Origin of the sequence: Rahnella aquatilis CIP 78.65 = ATCC 33071 (assembly GCF_000241955.1) — a bacterium.
In the GTDB taxonomy this organism is placed as follows: Bacteria; Pseudomonadota; Gammaproteobacteria; order Enterobacterales; family Enterobacteriaceae; genus Rahnella; species Rahnella aquatilis.
Genome location: NC_016818.1, coordinates 2,883,215 through 2,908,273 on the forward strand (window position 1 = coordinate 2,883,215; position 25,059 = coordinate 2,908,273).

Consider the following 25,059-nt stretch of genomic DNA (forward strand, 5'->3'; position numbering starts at 1 on the left):
TGCGGTGAAGGACGCCTGAGGAAATAACTGAGAGGGGGCAGTTTTATCTAAACCCGACTTATTCAACAAAACCCCTTTTCGATTAAAATTATTTAAAAAATGTTGTTGACTTAAACTATCTACCGTTTTCATAAAGAGTACGACATATAGAAAAGGTAGTAAGACTCAACCTTTTCATTGATATGAGGTTTGAAGGTGTATTAATTACATCAACTTTTTATATAAACAATCACGAAATTATCAAAAGGAAAAAATTATGCCTGGTATCTATTCCTACGACGTACCTAAAAATGCCGCTGTCATCAAAGGGCAATCCGTTCGAATTCTAGTAACATACAAAGCAGCTTCAGCAGTGGGTAATAAGCTTTTAAAACTTGGGGCTACTGATGGTATATTATATTCCCAAATAGAACTACAAACTTATCCTGATCCAAACACTATACAAGCTTTCGTTGATTTGACAATCGATCGTAATGCAACAAATCCACCCTCCTTTACTATAGCTAATACATTGAATGCAGATACAGACACTCACCCATTTACTGCTTATGATATTAATACAATAGACCAAGACGCTCTATCCCCCATCATTAGTGGAGGATTTATAAAAGATCCTAATCCGGTAGTTTTTCCAGCAATACCAGACATTGACACGCACATGCACGTATCGATGCAACTAAATGCTCGTGATAATAATAATCAAAGTTTGGCTAACTATCAATTTCCATTAGTCGTTGATGCCAATCGAACAGCGATAAGGTTATTTAAAGCAACAAATACCGGCGGAAGCACAACCATTGGTGATGAAATAAAACCAAGTAAAGATGGTGGTACTGCATTTTATGTAAACACCGATACATCAGGAACAATTAATCTATTAATCTTCGCTGACAAAAGAGTAACTAGCAGTCAAGCTGGCTTAGCTGAAATATACGTTAATCTTAATGAAGTACTAAAGGATCCTGCATCACAAAGTGTACTAATTACTACAGTAGAAACACTTACTGGTAAAAAACTTAAAGCTATCATAATCCCAGAATTAAAAGGTGACATTCTTGATGCTACCAATCATGATTTAAATTCAGAATTCCGCGTTGTAATTCCGGAATATACGGGTCACTTTCCTACTGACACTGCCTATATAATAGCCTTTGATACAAAAAACAAGAAAGATACGTTTTTAAACAGTGGTACATTTCCTGAAGATTATAAATGGGGCATACAGCCTTTCGCATTTATTCCTTACGACGCTTTCCCTAGAGTTGGGGATTATGATATTTACTATTACGTTCGAGATAGTAACCTTAGCATTTCTCAATCAATACCGCTTCATATTAAGTTGACAGGTCAAGCACCAAATAAGCCAGATAAAAATCAAAATAGGCCATATAAAAAAGTTGTTACTGTTTATGATGGCTCTCAACATGAAATAACTGATCATAGAATTAACGCTGATGATATCATTGGAGGCATCACTATCCGCGTTCCGGTCTCAACTTCTCCAGGATATGTAAATAAAGGACAATATATTCAAATTGAGATGAAGACTGATGGTTGGGATCCTCAGGAAAACAAAAAAGCTGTAACGCTTCAATTCCCCCCTACACCTCAATTAGTAACAGACGCGGATATTGCTAAAACCTATGCTGAAATTCACATCCTTGCTTCAAAATTTACCGGTTATGAATCAGGCCCGGATGGGTACCCTGGAGATATTTCATTTCAATATCATGTAGATGATAATTATTCTGAACCCTGGAGCGGCTATCTGGATACAACCGCACCAGGCAGTGTTTAACCTTCCGTTAGCGCTTATATTAAGCGCTACTATTTCCATATATTAATATCTTGGTGACACTTCACATTAAGTGCCTTAGATGAATTGTTCCATTGTAATCTTCTGCTTAAAAGGGTAAAAAATGTCAACTCAAAACTCAGCAGATAAAGAACTCAAGTTAACCTGGATATCAGGAATTAGGAAGGAGTCCTATTTAAAAAAAATAAAAGTAGCACTCAAGGTAAGCAAAAATAATTATTTGATGCCTAACAAATATATTAAATTCACCTTAGATGGAACGGATATTAAGTTCTCTGATCATTCTAAAACCCCGCAAGAGATTATTGTTTCAACGGATATCCTTGGAAGAGCAAAGGTAGAAATATCAGCAGTCAATAAGAAAGTTGGAAAATTTAAACTTAACGCTTGCTTATATGCCGATAGCTCAATAAAAGCACCTTCTTTGGAGCTGGAATTTATTAATCCGCAGGTTTCATCTCTTACCCTGCAAACAGTTACGGATAATCAAATTGCTAATGGCTCAGCAGAAGATAGGATCATTGCTACCGTGTATGATGAAAACGGACATTCACTATCACAGGATATCGAGGTCGACTTTACTTCTACCTCCAATGAGGTAACCATTGTAACTCCTAAAGTTCTAACCGATCAAAATGGAAAATCATCGACAAATCTTACTAGCAGAACACCTGGTCAGTTTTCAATAACTGCAACCGCAGGAGGAAGATCTGCAACCGTCAGTGTGACATTCCTTCCTATTGTACCACCGGTTAAGGAGGGAGATTTTAGGCTCGTGTCTGTATACTGGAATCCTCAGCGTAAGCTTGAAACTGCAGTAATAGCTGCCAGAGATGAAAAGGAAAAACTTTTAAAAGGAAAAAATGTCAGCGTTGAGCCTGGAATAGATAATATTTTTAAAATGTTACGATTTGACAATAAAACCGACATTGATACTGGTACCTTTAATATAGACTTATCGGGTAATGAAGGAGATTCTGGGTTGCTTACCATAAATGCGTCAGGTTATTGTGGTTCCTTGGCCATTGTAATTGGCCAAGATCCTAAGAACGCTAATACTTTAGGAGATTAAAATGAAAAGTATTATAGTCGAACAATCAAGTGAAAAAATCACTAATTCTGAATCGGATCAAAAGCCTTTCTTATTTTCAACTTTTGCTAAAGGTGATTATATTTCATGGATCTGCACCACTCAAGCGGCAAACCGAGTTCACGTGATTTTAAGAGATTCCGAAAAAACTTATATTGACGCTGAAAAACAAAGCAGAAATATTGATCCGCCCTTGAGTGTTAGTCATGATAGAATGGTAGGTGATAATCTACAGCTTCTTGTTCTCGAAAATAATAACTCAGTCAAGAAATTTCAGAAATCAGTTACTATGCTTACATCTGATGATGGAACTCCAATTGGTTCGGTGGTGAGTTTAGCTTATGAAGATGAAAATGATGATGATTATAATGATATTTATTTCAATATAGTTTCCTGGAAAACAGAGGGTTAATTTATACAATGGTACACCTACTGAGGCGTGCCATTTATCCCTCATTATTAAATATTTAGCTCTTATAAATATTTTTCTTACCTTTTTTATTAGAGGAATGCTATGAATAATCAATCCATATTATCAGCAGTACATAAGTGTATCATTACGCAGAATGCTGCACCTTCCGATATAACTAATTATCCTAATCTTAATCCATCAAACATTGTAACTGTTTACGGAACGCCTGGAATCCCCCTTATTGCAAGTGTATCTGGAAATGTTTATTTCTTGGATGACCACGGGACTAAAGGGTCATCCTCTATCCCTTTTAGTTGTGATGAGGATGGTGAGGCTAGTTTTCGGATACAGGCACCTTTATCTTCGATGATTGAAATGAATTTCGATTTAAGTGCATCACTGACAATTTCTTCTTTGGATGGCAGCATCCCCATATTAACTTACCCACTTATTTTTCTAGGTTACATGGAATCAACATTAGCTATAGAATTTATTGCTTATAACTACACTACAGGTGCTCCTGGAGATAACAAAACGCCGTGTAGCATCTATCTTCTTGTCGATCGTGAAAGGAATGGAGTGGATCACGTTACAATAACTGTTGACGTACCTGTTCAAATTGTTGGTCGTAAAACAACATGTGTTGGTAAAAAAAATTATGCAGATATACCCTTACTTTCAGATGGCTCCGCAACGATAGATTTAGTTTGCGCAAAGAAAAACACATACCATGTCCAACTAACCGCAACGTCCGATGGCGATAATGTGGATTTTGACATTTCATTTTTAGACATTTAATGTGGAATTCATTATGCTCACGAAAAATTCTTTACCAGCTCCTTTTTTACCACAATTGGATAAAAATGGTATTATTGACATTGCAAAAATCCAAGAAAAGAACACTCTGATTATTAGACTTGACAAGTATGTTCCTAAACCATACGATACCTTGGTTGGGTTTGCTAACAATATCCTCTCCACCCCTTTAACAATACCTCAACCTGCTACTTTCCCCAATGAGATTTATATTCCTTTTTCTGATATACCAGATGGCGCGTATGATATTGGATATAATGCCACTGACTTTAGCGGAAACATTGATGGGTCATCAAATGTGGTACAAGCCATCATCAAAAACTCACCATCAATAAAGTTCCCCCCTCCCTATTTCCCCGATTCAGTTAACTTTATTGTTTCCTTCTCATCGTTGATAGCGGAGAGCGGCCTTATTGTTCGCATCAAATATGAAACCATGAAAAAAGAAGATTGCATTTCTTTCTCTTGGTCAGGAACTGATGCTCAGGGGAATTATATTAATGATTCGAAATGGGAGTATACCACGACCATCTCAGTTAATGATGTCGCTCAAGGGTATAAAGAGTTTATTGTCCCAATTAAGTATGTGGTATGTTTAGGTCAAAATGGGACTGGGATGGGGATATATATTGTCAATAAGAATACAACTTCAACTCCTGGCACAACTATGGTGAACCTTGAGGATATCCCATACATTAGAACTCATTCTACCTATGGCTCCCCTTTGAGCACGGATATTATTTCCAATTATTTCCCACATAATACTGTTACTGTTTTTTCTCAACCCGGTAAAGAGTTAATTGCAACAATAGATAACGGGCTAATTTACGGTAATTCAACAGGGGGAATAGATATAAATTCAACTAACTCAGAATATAGATTCACGCCTGATAGTTTTGGTTTGGCTCAATTTTCAGTACTTAGTTATGATAAAAATGTTGTAAATTGTACAATTGGCTCTGTTGACGGGGCTTTACAAGCTAACCTGGAAAATATAACTTTTTATCTTTGGCATGATGGTGTTGGTGCTTTCAAAGCTTATGCTTTCACTACTGCTGCGTTGGCTGACGGCCGCTCAAGTTGCATTTTTTATATTCTAATCGATAGAGATACCTATAGCGGGAACCAAATCGTAGTTTCTGCAAATGGGAATAGCTCTATCGTTGGGTGTTATCAAAAACCAACAAATGTAGATATCTTAAAAAATGGCGTGGTTATTTTCAATATTATCAATGATAATGTGGAAAATAATATAATCACAATTTCACTGCCTGATACAAAAGATAGTATCGATATTCCAATCTTTTTTTCAGAGCCAAAATGGTATTAAAATAAAACCCTTAACTTAAATTGAAAAGTCACTTCTTATATATCAAGATGCGTATCTTTAATATTTTTATTTTAAATAAATGAGGTTGTATGTTAAAATTAAACTTAAGTACAATTTGAATATTGGGAATTATTTCTAGTTAAACTATTTCTTCAACCATAAAATACTATCGGAGATTACTTTTTGAGCAGCGCATCAGTTTTTCATCGGTGTGATCAACTATTCATTGTTAATTCATGAATCAGAGAATTTTTTTTGGCGGGGTGAGCGATAGAGAAAGAGGTATTTCTCACCTTCGCATTTTTTGAGCACATCCCTACCTTGTCGAATATGCTGTCCATGTTTTTACCTATGAAGGTTTGATACCGGTGCATCTGATTACATAACGTATTGGCTACCGTCAAATAAATAATAATATTTGGACATCTACGATGGGATATTGGCTTTGTTGAATAAATCGGACTTTTAGCAGCAATCAGGGTCAGATCACCACATCACTGCCCCTGTAGTGGTACCCCGTGGCAAAACAAAAGTTCTAAATCACCAATTGGAAAGCCTACAATAAGGCGCTCATCAATCGAGGCTCACTGACATTCTGGTTGGATGAACTGGCTATTCGGGACTGATACGACGAACCAAAAACGCCGTCACGTGGTCGTCCACAACGTTATTCTGCGCTCGCTATTTCCACAGTACAGATGCTCAAACGCCTCTTTCGCCTCACGCTGCGCGCCGCTCAAGGATTCATTGATTCCATTTTTACCTTAATGAAGCTCCCGCTCCGTTGCCCGGATTATTCCTGCGTCAGCAGACGGGCTAAGTGTCCGTCAATATTCCTTTCAAAAACCCCATGCGCGGCGAGATTGCCCAGCTCGTTATCGATTCCACTGGCTTAAAAATCTTCGGTGAAGGCGAATGGAAGGTGAAAAAACACGGTCAGGAAAAGCGCCACGTCTGGCGGAAACGGCGATGCACCTGGTTAAACAACAGTTTGGTGGTCATCTGACCCTGTTGGATTACGAGGCAAAAGTCGGAGAAGCTATGGCCATCGTCCGTGCTTTAAACAAAATGACGCGTACAGGTGTGCCCGAAAGTGTACGGATTATCTGAGAAAATGACTGACAGGTGACCTGTTATCTAAATCCGATTTATTCAACAAAGCCACTTTGAGCTTTACTCATAATGACACCCCGCCGTTGCAACCCACAATGTTGATATCCCTGCGCAGACTCGTTGTAAGGGGGGATAATATGCTCAACCCAACTGTATTTTTTAGAATAAAAGATTTTTCAAGTAGTGCGTGTAATTGCATAATAAATACCAAATTATTTTTAACGGAGCAGTATGGCGATGAAATAACAGTATCGAGGAATTAGATTGCAATAAGGACTTTAACCACCACTTAAGAAAACCTTATTGACTCCAACTGAAATTAACAATTAATAATTAATTAAATAAGTTCACGTATTTATAAACTCAACTAACTCATAGATTTAAAGAAATGATAATGTATTGAAAATAACGATACTTATTACCAACAAAAGGGTCGCGTAGTGGCCTTCATCGTCCTCTGGCAACAACGATTGCTATTATCAGAAGGGTTATGTCTTAAAGACAATGCATCGCCCTCATTAATAGGCAACAACACGCACACTGCGATGATTAATCCCACTAAATCTAAGATGCTTAATATATTACACACGGCTCAGGCATAATGAATCCCTTATTAAGAAAAGCATGTTTTCCATAATGGAAACGATGACCTAAGCCTAAGCACGAGAGAATCGATAATGCAATCTTTAATGAGAAGATCATGAAATTTTTTTAGGAACGAATTCCTCACCAGAAACATATGCAGGATGGAAATTAAACTGTTATTAATCAGTGTATTGCTGAAAGTTTTGTTTCGTGAGTGAATTTTCTGATTAATTCGCCATCAATTCACACACAACTTTGTGGATAATATTTTCATCTGTAACGTGAAGCCCCACGATGAAGATCCCTTCCCGGACGAACAAACCATCAGTATCCTCAGTTAAAAAGAAACTGTTTTTCTGCCAGTAAAGTGCGGCAAACTTGCTATTTTCAATGCAATGTTTTATATATAGAGCGACAAGTTTTTGACATGTTAATCCTCAACCTTAAGTGACTGATAGACTTAAGCCTTCAGAAAAGTCGAAATACTAAGGAGTGACTGGATAAGAAAGCAGTGGCTTAGGGAACAGTAAAAATAACGACTGAGAAATAGCGGGAATCTATTATATTGATGAATTAGGCTATGGGGTATTCGCGACGTTGTGCAAACGGCTTCAAAATTTCGTAGGTTAAAGGCAAACCGTCGTTTTAATGGCATTGCAGGTCTGGGATTATTCAGCAAAGTTAAGAACCCGGCTTCAATCCCACTTTACCTCCCGTGCCTTAGCCAGCGGTTCAACTGAGCAAGATAGTGACAAAATCGGTTAGGAATAAACTCAAGATTTGCACAGTATCTGCAACTTAACTCACGGAATCATATGATTCCGTAGGAATTTACATCGGGATAGTAAAAAATTAATTGAGCGTTAAACAAGCCAGCATCCCTGACTGCCTGGCCTAATTCATTTTGTAAATTGTGTATTGTGATAAGACTCATTAAAATAGAGTTTTTTGTTGCTATACTACCTTATGTTTTAATGAACTAAATTTTTTAACAAACTAAAAATGACATCTGCCAGGCAATGAGTAGAAGTCTATAACTCAATGTAAACACCATAAAAAACGCATAAACCACGCAAGAAAGATTGTGAGAGTTAAGTCTAGTATAATTCTATAAACATACCTTTTAATCTGCTAGTAACAATTAACCTAGAGGCCAGATGAGATGCATACAGAATTGAAAGATATTAAAACCCCTCATATTCTTATTGTTGATGACAATCCAGACAACATCAAGTCGGTTATTAACATCCTCTTACAGCAGAAATGGAAAGTAACAGTAGTAAAATCGGCAAAGTCGGGTTATCAACATGCAATTGCTCTTAAACCAGATTTGATTTTGTTGGATGTTGTGATGCCAGGCATGGATGGGTTTGCTATGAGCAGACTGTTGGGCGAAAGTATTTCTACAAAAACCATACCTGTAATTTTTTTGACTTCTTCCGGGTTACTGGATGAACGACTTAAGGGATTCGAATTAGGAGGGGTAGATTATATTATTAAACCTTGTGAGGCTGAAGAGGTATTAGCCCGTATAAAGTTACATTTAAATTTAAAAAATATATTCCTTATAGAAAAAACCCACCATTTGATCATTGATGACGCCGATATCCATGGAGGGGATGAAAATGATACAGTGTTATTTCATGCTGCGATAAAGTTCATTGATGGGCATTTATCAGATGTCCTGTCATTATCTCTCATTGCAAGTTCTGTTGGAACTTACGATAAAAAATTGTCGCGAATTTTTAGATTGAAATTAAACATGACTGTTTTTGAATATATCCGAGATGTGCGTTTAAAGAAAGCAAAACAACTGCTTAAATCCAGTGATATGTGTATTCAGGACATCGCTACTTTAACAGGATATTTAAACGCATGTAACTTTACCACCTCCTTCCGTAAGGCTCATGGACTGACACCTATGGAATACCGTCGACACAGAACAAGTATTAATAACAACGTTTACCATACGCACTCCTAGATACAAACGAATAAGCAACTGAAGAAAAATGTACAAACCTTGCTCTCCAACAGATCATGAAAGGGTTGTTTTTAGATCAATTTTGCGGGGAACACATGCCTAAAATAGCGACTGCTTTTATATTTATTACTATGATGTGGATATTTCCCTCTCAAAATACATTTGCTTTTGATGACGTATGCAGCATTGATAGTGGCCATGTTGAGCCAACCACAACAATATTTGAAGATAAGTCAGGAATACTGACGTTAGACAATATAATTAATAAACATTCAACTGAATTCTATCCACTTTCGAAGTCGAACTTAATGCTACATTATTCAAGGTCAGCATATTGGCTCAACATACAAATTCAAAATAAAATTTTTTTTAATTGTACCAGATGGTTAAGCGTAGGTTCCCCCAGAATTGAAAATATTCAAGTATATTATATAAATAATGGTCAATGGAAAGAACTCAAAGCGGGGCCTGATTTTTTATTACAACAATGGAGTATTGCGACTACTCAACCAATTTTCCCATTAGAATTGATAGGATCAAGTCAAATAAGTGTATTCGTCAGAATTGCTGGAGATCTATCCCTGGTAGTCAAACCTGAATTATGGTCATCAGGGCAATTTATAGAATCTCAGCAAGAATCCAATGTTTTCGGGGGGCTTGTCGCAGGGGCTGTACTTGTGATTTCTTTGATAACAATTGGGGTTGGATTGTTAACACGTTCCCTTCTGTTGCTTTCTCAAAGTTTGGCCTTGTTGTCATATCTAATTATTACAGCATTGTTAAACGGTTACCTTATTTTCTTGCCAGGGATGCTATCTTCATTCAGGGTTATATTAACATCAACAATGGTAGTAAGTTTTGCCTTAACAATGATGTATTTATGGTTTTTACTCAAAGTGCAATACTCCACATGGTATGTCAAGTTATGTTATTATTGCATTGTAGCTCTCTATTTTGCATGCAATATCTGGTCCCTTATAGTTGATTCAACTCAAGGCCGAGAGCTTTCCTTCTTAGTTTTACGATTAATATATCCTGTTGTCGCTTTAACGGTTATCGTAGGTATCAAAAAGAAAATACATCTTTCCTGGATGGCGTGGGTAATGATAATCCTCCTGGCCATTCAATTTGTTCTGCGATATATGCTCCATTTGGAGAATACTCCCTGGAGAACCAGTCAAGACATAAGGGGACTTTTTTCTATTGGACCAGGGACAATAATTTTATTATTGACACTTTCTTTAACTATTATTGAAACCAGAAAGCGACACCTTAAAGCAGAAAAACTATTAGCAGAGCAGCGTCTACTTGAACATAATAAACTTGAGGATTTAGTTCAGATTAGAACGAAACAACTGCAAGAGTCTCTGAATGAGCGCAATGTTTTACTCGCTCATATTAGCCATGATTTGCGCTCCCCGTTAGTTGCAATAATTGATAGCTTAACAATGCTTGGTACTAAGGAAAATCATTCAGTGTTAAACTCTATTAAATTTCATGCAAATTACCAGTTAGATTTAATTAAAGAGTTAGTAGAGTTTTCAAAAAATAATTTAAAAACAATTGAACTTAACCCTTCAGTAGAATTTTTCAATGCATTCTGCTTGCAGTTAGAAATCGAAGGGAAATTTTTGGCAACAAGAAGGAAAAATCACTTCTCCAGTCAAATATCTCAAACTTTACCCACCGTTGTTATCGCTGATTACACCAGGCTGCGCCAAGTTGTCGTGAACTTGTTGGATAATGCCGCTAAATATACAGAGGAAGGTGATATATTATTATCTATTGAATGTAATTATATTGATGAATCATGCGTTGAGGTAAAGTTTTCAGTAAAAGATAGTGGTCCGGGAATCTCATCCGATGATACAGATAAAATGATGCAGCCTTATACTCGTGGGGACAATGTCCAATCAACGATAGGTAGTGGCCTGGGGCTTTCAATAGTAAAGCAATTACTTGAGAATATGAACTCGGCATTGCATATTGAACATAATTCAGAGCAAAGAGGTATTACTTGCTGGTTTGATGTTCAGTTAATGATTTCAGATGAGTCACAAATTGAAAGTTGTATTAATGAAAGCCACATCCCTTTCTTGATCGATTGTGATAAATATTCACTTCTTATTGTAGATGACGCAGAAAATAGCCTTGAAAACTTATATGATTTTATTTTGGGTTATGGATTTAATGTAGTCACGGCAAAAAATGGTCTTGAAGCTTGTAATATTTTAAGTAAGGAAAAGATAGACATTATCATTACCGATCTGAAAATGCCAGTTATGAATGGGTTATCGCTTTTAAGATATGTAAAATCGTCACAACCAGATATAAAGATTATTTTACTTACAGCCCAACCATATGAATCTAAATTGGATTTGACAGGTTATTATTTTGATAGTGTCTTACTAAAGCCAGTCGGGGGTGATATTCTCTTAAAAACCATACTTAAAGTAATCTCCGATGCTAACTCATACAACGTTATTCATTAAGCCCATAAAAAGCGATTGGTGTTAAAGCTATCGCAATTAAAATACACCCGTTTCAGTTCCACCTGCATTTTGGGATTTATCAGGTCGTCATTGAGGTTGTTGAAACAGTTCATTCCCCTATTCTGCCTTCCCGTTATAATAACTGACCTCTGAATCACATCAGACATCCTTCACAATTTTTCTGAATTTGATGGGAAAATCCCCTGCGAGGGAGCGAGGAGTGGATAAGTAATATCAAATGAATCACCCTGCAACATAAGTAGATTTATACTCCTTTTTTTGAACAAAAACGATAGTTTAGTCCACCCATTCAATTTAACACTTTAACTACAACAACTTAACACCAACTCAGTGTAATGCATGAAATACCCTCCAGCAAAGGAAAAAAACTGTTTAGCAAAAGTTAAGGTGACTTATATTGATAATATTCTATATGAAAATATTAACTGTGATTTACATGACGAGTCACATTTAATTTATAATGAGATAATTTAATTATCCAATAATATAGTAGCCGATAGATTCATAAATACCGGGGAAGTTTTAATTAACGAGCCATAGGCTTTAAATTAAGTACATGAAAACCGGAGATATAACCATGAGAAATTCACAAGAAAATGCAACTAGAATGTCCACGCCATGTATTATTAAAGGCACACAAAGTAACCATGGTTCCTGGCACTTACCGCAAAACTTACAACATCTTGAGTCTCCTCCAATGTGGTTAGCTGTTGCATGGTGGGGATTACTGAGAAAAGAAGCAATATCTCGAGATGATGTCAGTCAAGCATTTCACATTTCTCAACGCCGTGCCGGAGACGTTTTATATTATTTATCTAGTCATTGCACGCAAACTGTTATTTCGTGCTGGAAGAAAAGTACGACTAAAACAAGCAAAGGCACATCTATTAGATGCCGACTTTTTATAACGGAAATAAAAGAAAAACCTGCCAAAGACCGAGTGAAAAAATATCCAGACAATCTACTATCGGTTAAGAAAAATAACCCTAATAGAAATGAAGAAATTGCTTTTAATAATGTGATTAAAAAATTCCTGACGGGTACTCTAACCACTAGAAAGCTACAATAACAATCAAACTCCGGCGGTTTCAACCCGTGAGTTATGAAAGTGCGAGTTTTATTAATACATGACGCCTTATATTTTATCTTTGACCAATACATTCATTAAACATGATAAGATTTATACTAAGGAAAATAATATGGTTAATAATGAGTTAGATCTAAAAGAGATTGCCCAGGCTATTTATCATGATGCTTTTGTCAATCATGGTGATAATAATGATACCACGGGTCATCTCGACGGCCCCGACACAGAACTTATAGATAAACTGGTTGAATCTTATCGTCAAAGTGAGAAAGAAACGTGGTTTATTAATGCCCGAGATGGGACTAAATTGAATGCCTATTATAAGCGCGCCCTAAAACGTCCGGAGCAAGCCTCCCGAACTGTGCTAATAATCCATGGGATTACAAGCCAGGCAGACAATACAGGGCCCTGGGTAAGTGTTTTTGAAAAGCTGGGGTTGAGCGTGCTAACTCCAGATTTGAGAGGACATGGTAAAAGTGCAACGAACCTACGAAATCTGGGCACGCTTGATGCAAGAGATATGGTTGAGTGGATCAAAGAAATTATAAAAGTGAGAGGGGCGAGTGAAGAAATTATCCTGTTTGGTTACTCGCTTGGTGCAGCCACTGCGTTGTCAGCAGTGAGTTATGCTCAAAAGCAACGTATAAATAACTTGAAAGCTATAATTGAGGATTGCGGATATTCATGGCTGGAGGAGTTTGTCGAGGGTTATATATTACGTCAATATCCGCAGTTGAGTTACGCGCAAGTGCCTCAAGTAAAAGAACTTGTTGACGACATTTTACAAGAGCAACAACATGTCACTATTGGGTCAGGTGTGAGTCCCTTTGTCATCGCGGAGTGCAAACTGCCTTTACTTATCATTCATGGCACAGAAGACACCACAGTACCAATTTCTCAAGCTCATCTCATTCGAGACATTTATGGGGCAGGTAACGAAAGTGTAACAACCAATTTTGTAGAAGGTGCTAATCATCCACAGAGTATTGCGTTTGGAGTGGAAAATTATTTCGTTCATATTAAGAATTTTTTAAGTGCTCTCGATAATTAGTAAATTCCGCCTTACCTTTTTCTGATAAGATCTGATGTGCCGAGGATACCCTGGCAATTAACATGTCAGAGAAACCCGCTACCTGTTAAATACCCCCTACTTCGCTTTCGCACAAGTAAAGAGGTGGGGGTATTTTCCAACCTCAAGCTTAAGTTTGGCACTACAGTAATAAGAAATAAAAAGCTTTCAGACCTCATCACGTCGCGTATAGGTAACTGACTTGTGTATCATGGCTGTTGGTACCTGAATGAATTATCTAAATCCGACAAAACATCCTCTGTCAATCGTTTTAATACAACGTGTCCCGATATAAGAGCAGCCTGTGGCTGGGTGGTTTTTATATTCAGGGAAAAATCAACACATAAACCACCACACTTAAATCCAAACCCTGGATGCGGAACCCAATTTTAGTTTTTAATGAATACTTTCAAATCTGAGATTTTGTAATTACCGAACGGTTATCCCACTTTTCACCGATAAACACAGAGAATTCTTTAAATAGCGGGGTGTGAAATTGTCTTTGTTTCCAAATTAGGTATACAGGAAGGTCTGGTATGGTCCAGTCAGGGAGAATTAATTGTATCTGATTATTGTAGATTTTTTGGGCTGCTAACCAGCCTGGCGTGCAAATGCTAATTCCATGTCCTAAAAGAACAAGATTCAATATCGAAACTAAGTTATTTGAGGAAAATCTGAAGTTATTGCTTTGTTGCAATGTGTACGTTTCAATTCCGCGAAACATCGTCAAAGGCCCAGCCAAACCATGGTGATGGAGGGGAAATACTGAATGCTTTTCTAAATCTTTTGGTTCTGTTATTTCAGCATGCGTCGACAAATACTTCGGAGAGGCGCACAACACTAACTTTAGTGGCGAAAGTCTTTTATGAACAAGAGATTCATTTTCAACCTCACCTGTTTTAAGTATTAAATCATTTTCTTCAATGGCTTCATTTGTAAACACATCACGGGTATCCAAAAATACCTTTGCTTTCCTATGTTTCTGAAGAAATTCATAAATCCATATGTTCGCCATATACTCGCCAATAACAGAAGGTACAGATAAGCGGATACTCCCTTTCACTACATCATCGGGGTTACGTGCTTCAGCATATAATTCATCCATCGATTCAAGTATTGATTTGATTTTATCATATACCAGTATCCCCTGAGGAGTAACAGCCAGGTTTCGCGAATTCCGAAAAAAAAGGGTTACTCTTAGCTCTGCTTCAAGTTTTGAAATCATTTTACTTGCAGCCGAAGGAACGATATTCATATCCTTAGCCGCAGCAGTAATACTCCCCTTCTCAACTACCTTCACAAAGATTTGCCATGCTTTCATTAGATTATCCTACAACTTCACCGTAATTGAGCCACCAGCATCCAGCTTTTCGTCTTTCAGCATCGGCGGCCAGCGCTGCTGCCAATTCGAAATTATTCTCAATATCGCTGCATTTATTTAACGATATCGCCCCTTCGCACTATGTGTTTACCTTTTTCCTCACCCTAGATTAGAAATTGCCATACCGGAACTGGTAGAGCCTTTTCAAGGTTTGTGAGCCTGACAACGGGAGTACCTTGAGTGCAATATGCAGGCGATAAAATTGAGTCTTACATTACCTGCGACAGTGCCTTCTTTCCCCTGGTGTGGATAAGTTTTTTTAACACACGCAGCAAGGCATCGCTGAATTTCAGAACGACCGCGCAGGAGGAAAATGAGTGAAGGGCAACCTGAGTAGATATGTCACTGAAGTCTTCCTCGCCCGGGAGAACAGGATTTGATATCCGGTTGGTAAACGTACGGAGAAAAGCGGCCTGCACAATTTTTGTTTATAAAATTCGGGTCGAACATGCTACCAATTTCCCAAACACTTTCGAGCGCAGGTAGGTTCAGCAACTGCAGTGGGCGTAAGAAGCTAAATCTTGCAGATAATGCTGCGCATCCCACCGGGGGACGTGTCTCAGGAATAGCGGTTTCAGCAGAGTTAGAACCATTGAAAACGGAAATGCCTTTGGCGCTCCTCCGGTTCGAACCGTTAAGCCGATGAGGCGGTTGGGAAGTTTCAATAGCAACGCTTCATTTTCTGGGAATAGAATAGTAAGGATCATCACATGTCGCGGAACGCTCATACCAGATTTACGTAACCCATCACTATTGGTGGTCATTCTGGGGGTCTTGACAGGAGTAGCACTCTCCTTTAGCTTATTTATTAGCCAGTTATTGGCAAGGGCGATCCCAGTCAGAGGAGCCAAATTAGAAAAGCCCGCTTAAGGAAACTTAAGCGGGCTTTTTGCTTTTTTGCGTCAGGCAACTGCCGTCCGGGAGAGATGTGGGGGGCTGATTGAGGGGCATTTGCGGTGAGATAATGACGTGACCACCAAAGGTGTCTTTGGTTTTGACCCCATATATCCATCCACTGCCCGACCACCTTTAGCATTCCTAAAAATGACGAACGGTTTCACTCTTGGCACGTTTTAGCTGTTGAAGCTGGGCCAGCGGATAATCAGTTCACAGAACAACGAGCTGTCCCGATGCGAGAACCATTCCAGGGATTAAGGATAGGGATCACTTTCGTTCCGTTCGGGACAGTAGATATTTGTTGTCCTCACGGTGAGGCCTTTTCGAAGGCCTCGGGGCTGAAACCCCTAAGATGACTGTGACGCCGGGTTCGGTTGTAGAGCACTTCAATGTAATCGATGGAAGCGGCATCCATCACATCACTTCAGCTCTATTTTGAGAGTAAGGGGGCTGGCCCTCTTTCAAGGTGGGGGGTTAATACAATATAGCTGCGTGTTCCAGTAAAACCGTCAATTGAATGAATCACTTCCAGCAGGGCTTCAAGTGACTGAGTATTCTGGGTTCTGACTTTTAGCAACATGGCACTATCACCTGCTACGGTGTGAATTTCCTCGACATCGGAAAGCGACTTTAAAGAGAGTATTGAGCGCGTTACAGCCCAACTCGACGTATCGACATGGATGAATGCCAGCAGCGGGCGCCCGATTTTGTTGCTGTCCAGCCTGGCCACTGTCCCTGTAATCACCCCTTCACTCTTAAGCCGTTTGACCCGCTCATGTACCGCCGGTGCTGAAAGGTGCAGTTGACGCCCAAGTTCCGAATAGCTTAGTGAGGCGTCTTCAGCCAGGATGGCTAATAATGTTCGGTCCTTCGCATCCAGTTTCGGCTGTTGAATCAGTTTTGTCTGAACGACATTCACATCTTTATCCATCTCAAAAAAACCTGTTGATAGACTAATTTTATAAGGTAATTATGAGAATACTTCTTATGAAATTCAAAAAAAAGTCATATGCAAAAGATTTATTTAGTTCCTCTGTTCCGGTCCTGTGTTGAGACAAACAGAATTAAAAACTCACTCTGCTTCAAATCAGGGTCAATAAAACGGAAAACGCCCGAGATTTTTGGCGACGACAAGGAAGAAATACAACAACAGGACTGGAGTAGATGAGTATCACAGCACAGCAGTTGAGCTCCTTTCTGGTTCTGGCGATCGTTATGTCCGTCACCCCAGGACCAAACAACCTCATGGTCCTTTTTTCCAGCGTCCGGTTTGGAGCGCGTAAAACACTGGGTCACATATCCGGCGCAAGTGCCGGAAGTGCACTCATGCTACTTTTAGTCGGCTTGGGACTGCATGAAATATTTACTTTATTCCCTTATATCCAGGTGTTCATGAAGTATAGCGGCGCAGCCTATATTCTTTATTTGTCCTGGAAGATTTTGGGAAGCACCGGTGAAATCAGGTCGGCAGACACATCACACCCAATGAGTTTTATCGGAGCCGCTTTTTTCCAGCTCATCAACCCGAAATCCTGGATTATGGCAAGTGTGGCAATATCCACATGTCTGCCCAGCGTGTTTTCATTCGAGGATATAGCGCTATACACCGTTCTTTTTGCTGCCGTGAGTTTTCCCTGTGTTGGGATCTGGGCCTGGTTTGGTGCAATGATCAAACACTACCTTACGGATGCGCGGTTAGTCAGGCGCTTTAACCAAAGTTGCGCAGGCATACTCGCTCTTTCTGCTTTGTCCATGACGCTGTTTTAATCGTCATAAGACAGTACCAGAACCACCAGATGATGAGAGGACCCTCTGCACAACGATATGATGATCGGCGTTGAACCCACCGGCAATTCATAAAGCAGTCTGCCATTCCCGATCCCGGCAGGAACCACTGGTGCAACTTACACTAACCCGCAGGGTATCAACCTGGCACCCTGCACCTACTGTGGTTTCTGCGGTTTTTACGGCTGTGGTAACTTCTCGAAATCTTCCCCGAATATCTGCGTGGTCCCGGCATTGATGGACCGAACCAACTTTATCCTGCTGACTGAATGTACCGCGTTGTATATCGATAAGGCCGAGGATGGCAAAACCGTAAGGTGTGTAACCTTCCTCGACTCTGATGGTAATACCGGCTTCCAGCCTGCCGATACCAGGACTGTTGCTGAGGCACGTAAGAAGCTTAACGTCGCCCACTGACTAAGAGATAAAATAATAAGTAACACTCCACAAGTTGATTAACATACTTGTGGAGTTTTTTAGAGCTAAACGTTCAGTCTGCAGCCTTCCATTCAGAAAGCATTTTAAGGGCGCTGTCGTAGTGACCCGTCGCCCCGGCTGTACGTAAAAATTTGGCGCGCTCAACGATGATTTCATCAGGCGCCGGGTCTGCATGCAAAAGGTCGAGCGTCTCAGTCAGGAAGTCATCCAGCGGCATGGCATGCTCGTCATTTCCCTGTCCGAACAACGAGGTACGCACGCCAGGGGGCGCCAGCTCAATCACGCGCACGGGCGTGTCGGCGAGCTGAACACGCAAGCTTTCAGTGAATGAATGAACCGCAGCTTTTGTGGCGCTATAGGTCATGGCAATAGGGAACGGAACAAACGCCAGTGCGGAACTGACATTAATGATGACACTGTCATTCTTTTGAACCAGCTGCGGTAAGAACGCATAAGTCATACGAATGGTCCCCAGAAGGTTGATCTCAACGGTCTGTTGCGCAATCTTCACTGCATCCTGATCCAAAACATTTTCGCTCAACATAATCCCGGCGTTGTTGATGACGACATTCAGGTCGGGGTAACGTGCTGCTGCGAGTTCGCTCGCCCGGGTAATGGATCCGGCATCAGCAATATCGAGTTCAATGGCCTCGATGCCGGGATAGTCGTTTATGATTTGATCAAGTAAAGCCTTGCGACGGCCAGCGACAATGACCTTATTGCCTGCTTCATGAAAACGTACCGCCAGGCCCAGCCCTATCCCCGAGGTTGAACCCGTGATGAGGATCGTATTACCTGAAGTTTTCATATGTTTCTCCGGATTGATGAAAAAGGTAGAATGCCAAACGGACAGTTGTCCGACTGGAAAAAATTAACGGACAATTGTCCGTTAAGCAAGTTTTAATATTGTGGACAGGAGGACTGGTGACACAACAACAAAAAACGGAGCGCCCGGCACGCGCTGATGCGCAGCAAAATCGCGAACGTATTCTGTCGGTTGCACTTCAGGAACTGACCGTTTCCGCAGACGTGCCCCTAAGCACGATCGCGAAGAAGGCAGGCATCGGGCAGGCCACTTTTTATCGCAACTTCCCGACTCGGGAGGTATTAGTGATGGAGGTTTATCGCTATGAGATGTTGCAGGTCACAAAGTTTGCAGAACATTTGCTCCGGACCTGCGCACCCGAACAGGCGTTGCGTGCCTGGATGAATCGCCTTGCCGAATACGCGATGACCAAAGCAGGCCTGGCCAATGCCATTCGCAAGGTATCGCTCTCGCGGGACTGTCCGGAAAAGGCAGGCTATGCCCCTGTCATTGCTGCCGCTCAGTTGTTACTTGATGCCAATAAGAAAGCGGGAACTATCCACCCGGGGGTTACCACTGACGACTTTTTCCTGACAATTGCAGGGATATGGCAGCTCGATTTTAATGATGAGTGGCAGCCCCGGCTAACCTGGCTCATCGACATGGTGATGGCGGGATTGCGCGCGGGGGCACCGCTACGCTCAGTTTCTCAGTAGACGACAACCACAGCGTACATGCAGGAGAGTGGCGAAACAGCCGAAGTCTCCCGGGGGTCTGAACAATAATTGCCTCGCCTTTTCATTATTTTTTAAGCCTGGCATTGATTGATATTTGCAATACGTGGATCGGGTTAAAAACATCAGACGCAAAGGTGTTCTTATTTGCCGGGATTATTACATGCTCCATCCAGACAGCGCCTCAGTCGCAAACTTCACTCACACCGCAACTTCCGGGTCGAGCCGTCCAAACCCGGGCCGGCTATTCATCCTATGCGGAGCAGACGCGATGAAGCAAACTGGTTGTACAGGTAAAAAGCGCGCGGTTGGAAATAGCACTGTGCACTTCCGACCTCATCAACGGTAAGAATCTCAGAACGCTATCGCGTGCCTAACCCTGATTTTTTTCCTGTTTTTATTTTGATGGTAGTTTTTCATCAGTTTTCGGTTTAATAAATTATTAACCATACTCTATATAGGTATATTTCCTGAATTTGTTATCCGTAACATCATGTCTGGTAGAAAAACAATGCATAGAGATTTTCTTCCTGACGGTGAGGAGTCTGTGGTTGCTTTCTAAATACCACATGCTGAAATTTTCACAGGAATTAATAGACAGAAAAAATTACTTTAGTTAATTAATTAAATAAAATTTTTTTGGCTTCTTTGTTTTTTCTGGCTTAAGAAACGTGAATGTTATTTAAGGTGATTCGCGTTATATATATTTAAATGTGAGTATTTTTCAACCAAGTGATATATTTCAGTAACTCATTGATTATATGATGTTTTTTTGAAACCCAAGAACCAGGCGACTCATAATAAGGTTGAAATCATAGGGGGTTGCTGAATGCTTATGGATATTTTGTGTGTAAAAATCGTTATTACTATTGATATTTTAACTGTCAATATTTTTTTTGTTAATTTTTAATGACATTGAAATCATGTATTTCACTTATGATTTTAATTTAAAAAAACAATAATGTTCTACATCTGGCTGCCGATAGATATTATGTAATTTAATAAATAGTTTTTAATTCAGAATAATAAGGATAATACATGACAATTACACAACGGCTGTTCCTGACTTTTTCCCTGCTCTCGATAGCGCTCATCGCAATAGTGGTTACAGCAGTCCTGGTGCTATCAGGTTTTCAGGCCCGTTTTCAGTATGTGCAGGAAAACACAATTCCCTCTGTTGCGATTCTCGACGATATGATAGCAGACAGTAACGGATTAACTATCTGGCTTTACCGGCATCAAAGTTCAAAAAGCCTTGAGCAACAGTCGGCGATTGAAAATGAGCTGGCTCAGCAGATAGAGAACTTAAAAAAACTGAATCAAAAATATCTGGATAATTATCTTTCAGGTGAGCAGGATAAAAAATTGAGCAGGCATGCTTTTGTAATCATTCAGGATATTCAGACAAAGCTTCCTCAGTTTGTCGCGGGTTCACGCGCTCAGAATGATGACATAGCGCTGACAGCGTTGCAGGGGAATACGGGCGTAGGCCAATCGGTTCGTGAATTGATTGAGGGTTATAAAAAACAACGTCAGATTAACATTGATGTCAGCAACGAATACAAGAGCGATAATCTCCGTATCTATCATCAGACTTTATGGGCACTGATCATCGGTTCTTCAGCCGTTGTCATACTGCTTAGTCTTTTGACATTCAGAACCATAGCGGGTATCCGAGTACAGCTTAAGAACATACGTTCACTGATGGAAAATGCCAGTGAAAAACTTGATTTAACCTTACGTGCCGATGAAACACGTAAAGATGAGATTGGTCTAATGGCTAAAGCTTATAACCATCTTATTGAAAATGTAGCATTATCATTAACTACCGTCAGGTCATCAGCGCAGTCTGTCAGTACCGCCTCCGCGCAAATATCAGCGGGTAATGAAGATTTGTCTTCACGCACGGAAGAACAGGCTGCTTCCCTGGAACAGACTGCTGCCAGCATGTCCCAGCTTAGCGAAACAGTCCGTCAGACAGCTGAGAATACCCGTCTTGCCAGTCAGCTATCTAAAAATGCATGTGACATTTCCGAGGATAGTTCGTCACGTGTTCATAATTTGCTGGGCACAATGGGCGATATCAAAACCAGTTCGTCGAAAATCACTGATATCATCTCACTTATTGAAGGGATAGCATTCCAGACTAATATCCTTGCGTTGAATGCTGCTGTCGAGGCTGCCCGTGCTGGTGAACAGGGACGTGGCTTCGCTGTTGTCGCTGGTGAAGTCCGCAATCTGGCACAGCGCTCCTCAGCTTCAGCTAAAGAAATAAAAGAACTGATCGAGTCTTCTATGCAGTTCGTAGAAGCAGGAGTTAATCAGGCTGAAGGTGTAGGGCACAATATGAGCAGGATGAACGATGCGGTCCGTCAGGTTACTGACCTTATTGATGAGATCTCCGTTGCCGCACACGAGCAGTCGCAGGGTATTGAACAAGTTCATGCGGCGGTAAACCAGATGGACGACGTCACTCAGCAAAACTCAGCATTGGTCCAGGAGGCCTCGGCCGCTTCACTCTCTTTAATGGCGCAGGCCAGTGCTCTGAATAAACTGGTCAGTGCGTTTACTGTGGGTGAGTTAGAGAACCATAAAAGAAAGTACGAAACAGAGCGGGAAACGCCGCTGAAGCCGATTCCAAACAATCATGTTTTAAAAAATGCACGTGCTGAAAATGCACGTGCTGATGATGACTGGAAAAACTTCTAAAAATCGACGGGCACTGACTCAAATAACCTTTATTAGCGTTTGTTAAAGCTGTTTCTTCATCAGCTTTATTACATAATATTGAGATGGCGTCGCTGGCTAACAAAAATCAGCGATCCATTAATCTATTCAGTGTCTATCATTAATTCTCACTTGATAAGATAATTGTTATTTTTATTATGTCTGGGTCGATTTTTAATGCGTTTAGTTTTGGATGCCTGGACTAAACGCTGCTTCCTGTGTCTTAATTTTTAGTTTAATTAATTTCTATTGTTTATGGTGAACATATGCATGAAAAACATAAGGGTTTTAAAGAGGTCAAAGAGCATGCGGATTTCCTGATGAAGCAGCTCGCTGGAGGTGATTACAAATCATTAGATATTTATTCAAATAACCTCATACACCTTACGAGAACGTTCCGCGAGTTCGGTTTGTATACCAGTGATATTGAGTTCCTGGCCTGGCTTCAAAAAAATGACCCGGTACTACTGAAAGAAACTGTCATGACGGGCAAGCTTATATTAATCATAGCGAATTTTCTCCGACTGGTATCTCTGGATGATAAATGATTTTAATATAACTTAATGGATTATTGCCCTTTGTGTTTTTTACAAGCACTTATTTTTCTGAGTTAATGTGCTTTTAATAGCTGCTAATTTAAATCATTATTGCAATAACTATCGTGAGGGAAATGAATGAATTCCTTAAAAGAGGAAGGTAGATGGTTCATTTTCATTTAATTTTCGTGATGCTAATAATAGAGTCAAGGGTGAGTATTTTTATATACGTCTCGATAGCGGTGATGAAGCATTATGGAGAAATTATTATGGAAACAATGAGCTGTAGTTACAGACTGAACTTGCATCTGTTAGCCATTGGTATGGCTAACGCCGCAAATAAATCTTTACGTTGCTTTGAACTACCAGATCCCGATTACCCAACTGGACCTGGGACAATATTGTTACGGAACTTGCCCGTCATAGCATGACAAAAAGTATTAATTATGCTCTTGAAAGATATCGATTTTATCCATACCACCTTGTTCCCCCATACGACAAGGGAAACAAGGAATCTACGGATATCAGAGATTAGCGTTCAGATCTTTAACCGGCTTATTACTCATTTTTTCAGGGGAGCCCAGTACCTGTCTGAACCAGTCAACAACCCTGTTGATTACCGCTGGCTGGAACCAATGGTTATCGCCATGTTCAGCACCTTCAACAATTACGTAATCAGCGCTGTTACCTCCACTCCTGAGTGCTTTATATAGCTTCGCACTTTGTTCAGGGGATACCAGTGAATCCTTACTCCCATGCATAATCAGGAATGGAGGTTTGTGTCCGTTAAGATGTCCGATCGGACTTGCTGCAAGCGCTTTCTGGGGCGAGTCCGTTACAGACGCTCCGGCAAAATTTCTGAAAGCGGCGCCATTGACCAACAAGGCTTCTGTTGCTGCCGGTGAACGATGAACTTGCTGAACAGTTTCCGGAAAGCCTTCGCCGATGTCCCGCAGGTCAGAAATCCCGTAAAGCGTCGCTACAGCCTGAACATCGGAAGACTGATTGAGAAAGTCACCTTTATCAAACGATTTATCTCCATTTGTAGTTCCCAGCATCTGAGCCAGCCATCCACCTGCAGAGTCTCCCAGTACGCCAATGCGTTTCGGGTCGACGCCATATTCTACTGCGTGCTGCCGAAGGTATCTGACAGCCGCTTTCGCATCCACAACCGGCGCCGGGAAGACATCAGGGATCGTACGATACTCTGCCGCTGCGACAACAAATCCCGCCTCTGCGAGTGCCATACGCATCTCTATGAACTTATCACGCTCAGCGGTTGTAAATCCCCCACCGGGAAAATAGATAATTGCCGGTTTCAGATCGTCGTTACGTGGTACTAAAACGGACATATGCAACTGTCGGACTGAACGGGTATTTTTTATCTGTTCGTATACCACATCCCCAATGTTATCTATCTGGTCGCGGCGGGTCTTAATCTGAACAATTTCTGCTCCTTCAGTGTATCCGGGCATTGTGTGCTTTTCGGATGCTATCGATCCGGTAGTTGCTGAAATCATCAAAAAAACTCCAGTCAGGGAAGCGTGCCACAATTTCATAATGTTATCCTCTAGTGTCACAAAATCTATTCTATTTACTGATCTTTATAACTTTTCTGACTTCTGAAATTTTCATCAAATGGCTGTAACCCTCTCATGTGTGACCCTACGGAGATGAATTTTGTACCTTAGGTATAAATTGTGGCGATTTGATGGAAATGCCTGAAAAAATCAGACTGCTGGTCATTTCAGCACTCCGATCCCATGTGAATGTTTTATAAAGCTCAACAGGCAATTCCCGGGCTTGTTGCGTCGACCCGTTGAACTCATAGCGAAAAGCGAACATCTGATAGGGATAACTCTGCATGCAATGCCATGTCTTGCGGATTTTATGTTCTCCCGCTTTTCATCTTCTGATGCTGATGTTGGAAAACGCCTGAATATG

20 protein-coding genes and 2 pseudogenes are annotated in these 25,059 nt (G+C 40.4%); 16 read left to right on the plus strand and 6 right to left on the minus strand.

Annotation, left to right across the window (positions count from 1 at the left end):
- Window positions 1-256 precede the first annotated feature (256 nt).
- The 11 genes and pseudogenes from RAHAQ2_RS13020 (at window position 257) to RAHAQ2_RS13060 (ending at window position 13,794) form a co-directional block, all read left to right on the plus strand.
- Complete coding sequence (locus RAHAQ2_RS13020; RefSeq protein ID WP_015697682.1) at window positions 257-1,798, plus strand: hypothetical protein; 1,542 nt, start codon at window positions 257-259, stop codon at window positions 1,796-1,798.
- Window positions 1,799-1,919: 121 nt separating this feature from the next.
- Entirely contained in the window at window positions 1,920-2,888 is a 969-nt protein-coding gene (locus tag RAHAQ2_RS13025; RefSeq protein WP_015697683.1) for an Ig-like domain-containing protein, read from the plus strand.
- A gap of 1 nt (window position 2,889) precedes the next feature.
- Window positions 2,890-3,318 (plus strand): hypothetical protein, encoded by a 429-nt coding sequence (locus RAHAQ2_RS13030; RefSeq protein ID WP_015697684.1) that lies wholly within the window; start codon window positions 2,890-2,892, stop codon window positions 3,316-3,318.
- Between the two features lie 102 nt (window positions 3,319-3,420).
- Window positions 3,421-4,116, plus strand: a complete 696-nt coding sequence (locus RAHAQ2_RS25540) for a hypothetical protein (protein ID WP_015697685.1) — start codon at window positions 3,421-3,423, stop codon at window positions 4,114-4,116.
- 13 nt (window positions 4,117-4,129) lie between these two features.
- On the plus strand, window positions 4,130-5,464 hold the full coding sequence (locus tag RAHAQ2_RS13040; RefSeq protein ID WP_015697686.1) for a hypothetical protein: 1,335 nt from the start codon (window positions 4,130-4,132) through the stop codon (window positions 5,462-5,464).
- A gap of 539 nt (window positions 5,465-6,003) precedes the next feature.
- A pseudogene (locus RAHAQ2_RS13045) lies at window positions 6,004-6,428 on the plus strand (IS5 family transposase); the annotation flags it as partial.
- A complete protein-coding gene (locus RAHAQ2_RS26210) occupies window positions 6,380-6,574 on the plus strand; it encodes a hypothetical protein (protein WP_420802822.1) in 195 nt (64 codons plus the stop codon). The pseudogene RAHAQ2_RS13045 and the gene RAHAQ2_RS26210, both read left to right, overlap by 49 nt.
- A gap of 1,750 nt (window positions 6,575-8,324) precedes the next feature.
- Window positions 8,325-9,143 (plus strand): response regulator transcription factor, encoded by an 819-nt coding sequence (locus tag RAHAQ2_RS13050; RefSeq protein ID WP_015697687.1) that lies wholly within the window; start codon window positions 8,325-8,327, stop codon window positions 9,141-9,143.
- A 95-nt stretch (window positions 9,144-9,238) separates the two neighbouring features.
- On the plus strand, window positions 9,239-11,635 hold the full coding sequence (locus tag RAHAQ2_RS13055) for an ATP-binding protein (protein WP_158309245.1): 2,397 nt from the start codon (window positions 9,239-9,241) through the stop codon (window positions 11,633-11,635).
- A 598-nt stretch (window positions 11,636-12,233) separates the two neighbouring features.
- Window positions 12,234-12,725 carry a CaiF/GrlA family transcriptional regulator gene (locus RAHAQ2_RS24965; protein ID WP_015697689.1) on the plus strand — a complete coding sequence of 164 codons (492 nt, stop codon included), beginning with the start codon at window positions 12,234-12,236 and terminating at the stop codon, window positions 12,723-12,725.
- Between the two features lie 130 nt (window positions 12,726-12,855).
- Window positions 12,856-13,794 (plus strand): alpha/beta hydrolase, encoded by a 939-nt coding sequence (locus tag RAHAQ2_RS13060; protein ID WP_015697690.1) that lies wholly within the window; start codon window positions 12,856-12,858, stop codon window positions 13,792-13,794.
- Window positions 13,795-14,221: 427 nt separating this feature from the next.
- Here RAHAQ2_RS13060 and RAHAQ2_RS13065 read toward each other — a convergent pair whose 3' ends face one another.
- The 4 genes and pseudogenes from RAHAQ2_RS13065 to RAHAQ2_RS13070 all read right to left on the minus strand — a co-directional run bounded on the left by RAHAQ2_RS13065 (window position 14,222) and on the right by RAHAQ2_RS13070 (window position 17,021).
- Window positions 14,222-15,133 carry a LysR family transcriptional regulator gene (locus tag RAHAQ2_RS13065; RefSeq protein ID WP_015697691.1) on the minus strand — a complete coding sequence of 304 codons (912 nt, stop codon included), beginning with the start codon at window positions 15,131-15,133 and terminating at the stop codon, window positions 14,222-14,224.
- 1,073 nt (window positions 15,134-16,206) lie between these two features.
- Window positions 16,207-16,341 (minus strand): annotated as a pseudogene (locus RAHAQ2_RS26215) (IS110 family transposase); the annotation flags it as partial.
- A 56-nt stretch (window positions 16,342-16,397) separates the two neighbouring features.
- Window positions 16,398-16,508: an IS3 family transposase gene (locus tag RAHAQ2_RS25545; RefSeq protein WP_274378166.1), complete on the minus strand. Its 111-nt coding sequence runs from the start codon at window positions 16,506-16,508 to the stop codon at window positions 16,398-16,400.
- Window positions 16,509-16,520: 12 nt separating this feature from the next.
- Window positions 16,521-17,021: an Lrp/AsnC family transcriptional regulator gene (locus tag RAHAQ2_RS13070; RefSeq protein WP_015697692.1), complete on the minus strand. Its 501-nt coding sequence runs from the start codon at window positions 17,019-17,021 to the stop codon at window positions 16,521-16,523.
- Between the two features lie 233 nt (window positions 17,022-17,254).
- Here RAHAQ2_RS13070 and RAHAQ2_RS13075 point away from each other — a divergent pair, with 233 nt between their 5' ends.
- Both RAHAQ2_RS13075 and RAHAQ2_RS25975 read left to right on the plus strand, forming a co-directional pair.
- Window positions 17,255-17,857 (plus strand): LysE family translocator, encoded by a 603-nt coding sequence (locus RAHAQ2_RS13075; RefSeq protein ID WP_015697693.1) that lies wholly within the window; start codon window positions 17,255-17,257, stop codon window positions 17,855-17,857.
- A gap of 255 nt (window positions 17,858-18,112) precedes the next feature.
- Window positions 18,113-18,292: a hypothetical protein gene (locus RAHAQ2_RS25975; protein ID WP_037039756.1), complete on the plus strand. Its 180-nt coding sequence runs from the start codon at window positions 18,113-18,115 to the stop codon at window positions 18,290-18,292.
- Between the two features lie 73 nt (window positions 18,293-18,365).
- On the opposite strand, the gene RAHAQ2_RS13085 is transcribed toward RAHAQ2_RS25975, so the two are convergent.
- Window positions 18,366-19,121, minus strand: coding sequence for an SDR family oxidoreductase (locus RAHAQ2_RS13085; protein ID WP_015697694.1), 756 nt, complete (start codon window positions 19,119-19,121; stop codon window positions 18,366-18,368).
- 116 nt (window positions 19,122-19,237) lie between these two features.
- Between RAHAQ2_RS13085 and RAHAQ2_RS13090 the strand changes: the two genes are divergently transcribed.
- From RAHAQ2_RS13090 to RAHAQ2_RS13100, 3 genes are all read left to right on the plus strand, one after another.
- On the plus strand, window positions 19,238-19,834 hold the full coding sequence (locus RAHAQ2_RS13090; protein WP_015697695.1) for a TetR/AcrR family transcriptional regulator: 597 nt from the start codon (window positions 19,238-19,240) through the stop codon (window positions 19,832-19,834).
- Between the two features lie 1,056 nt (window positions 19,835-20,890).
- The gene (locus tag RAHAQ2_RS13095; protein WP_015697696.1) at window positions 20,891-22,561 is read left to right on the plus strand and encodes a methyl-accepting chemotaxis protein; all 1,671 of its coding nucleotides are present in this window, start codon (window positions 20,891-20,893) and stop codon (window positions 22,559-22,561) included.
- Between the two features lie 284 nt (window positions 22,562-22,845).
- A complete protein-coding gene (locus RAHAQ2_RS13100) occupies window positions 22,846-23,127 on the plus strand; it encodes a hypothetical protein (RefSeq protein ID WP_015697697.1) in 282 nt (93 codons plus the stop codon).
- Between the two features lie 512 nt (window positions 23,128-23,639).
- Here the strand turns inward: RAHAQ2_RS13100 and RAHAQ2_RS13110 are convergent.
- Entirely contained in the window at window positions 23,640-24,674 is a 1,035-nt protein-coding gene (locus RAHAQ2_RS13110) for an alpha/beta hydrolase (RefSeq protein WP_037039759.1), read from the minus strand.
- Between the last annotated feature and the right edge of the window lie 385 nt (window positions 24,675-25,059).

Bases quoted from the DNA above. Each gene is read 5' to 3' on its own strand.
- RAHAQ2_RS13040 (WP_015697686.1), top strand. From the start codon at position 4,130: ATGCTCACGAAAAATTCTTTACCAGCTCCTTTTTTACCACAATTGGAT.
- RAHAQ2_RS13025 (WP_015697683.1), top strand. From the start codon at position 1,920: ATGTCAACTCAAAACTCAGCAGATAAAGAACTCAAGTTAACCTGGATA.
- RAHAQ2_RS13085 (WP_015697694.1), bottom strand. From the start codon at position 19,121: ATGAAAACTTCAGGTAATACGATCCTCATCACGGGTTCAACCTCGGGG.
- RAHAQ2_RS13030 (WP_015697684.1), top strand. From the start codon at position 2,890: ATGAAAAGTATTATAGTCGAACAATCAAGTGAAAAAATCACTAATTCT.
- RAHAQ2_RS13095 (WP_015697696.1), top strand. From the start codon at position 20,891: ATGACAATTACACAACGGCTGTTCCTGACTTTTTCCCTGCTCTCGATA.
- RAHAQ2_RS13060 (WP_015697690.1), top strand. From the start codon at position 12,856: ATGGTTAATAATGAGTTAGATCTAAAAGAGATTGCCCAGGCTATTTAT.
- RAHAQ2_RS25975 (WP_037039756.1), top strand. From the start codon at position 18,113: ATGGACCGAACCAACTTTATCCTGCTGACTGAATGTACCGCGTTGTAT.
- RAHAQ2_RS13110 (WP_037039759.1), bottom strand. From the start codon at position 24,674: ATGAAATTGTGGCACGCTTCCCTGACTGGAGTTTTTTTGATGATTTCA.
- RAHAQ2_RS13100 (WP_015697697.1), top strand. From the start codon at position 22,846: ATGCATGAAAAACATAAGGGTTTTAAAGAGGTCAAAGAGCATGCGGAT.
- RAHAQ2_RS25540 (WP_015697685.1), top strand. From the start codon at position 3,421: ATGAATAATCAATCCATATTATCAGCAGTACATAAGTGTATCATTACG.
- RAHAQ2_RS24965 (WP_015697689.1), top strand. From the start codon at position 12,234: ATGAGAAATTCACAAGAAAATGCAACTAGAATGTCCACGCCATGTATT.
- RAHAQ2_RS13050 (WP_015697687.1), top strand. From the start codon at position 8,325: ATGCATACAGAATTGAAAGATATTAAAACCCCTCATATTCTTATTGTT.
- RAHAQ2_RS13075 (WP_015697693.1), top strand. From the start codon at position 17,255: ATGAGTATCACAGCACAGCAGTTGAGCTCCTTTCTGGTTCTGGCGATC.
- RAHAQ2_RS26210 (WP_420802822.1), top strand. From the start codon at position 6,380: ATGGAAGGTGAAAAAACACGGTCAGGAAAAGCGCCACGTCTGGCGGAA.
- RAHAQ2_RS13020 (WP_015697682.1), top strand. From the start codon at position 257: ATGCCTGGTATCTATTCCTACGACGTACCTAAAAATGCCGCTGTCATC.
- RAHAQ2_RS13065 (WP_015697691.1), bottom strand. From the start codon at position 15,133: ATGAAAGCATGGCAAATCTTTGTGAAGGTAGTTGAGAAGGGGAGTATT.
- RAHAQ2_RS13070 (WP_015697692.1), bottom strand. From the start codon at position 17,021: ATGGATAAAGATGTGAATGTCGTTCAGACAAAACTGATTCAACAGCCG.
- RAHAQ2_RS13055 (WP_158309245.1), top strand. From the start codon at position 9,239: ATGCCTAAAATAGCGACTGCTTTTATATTTATTACTATGATGTGGATA.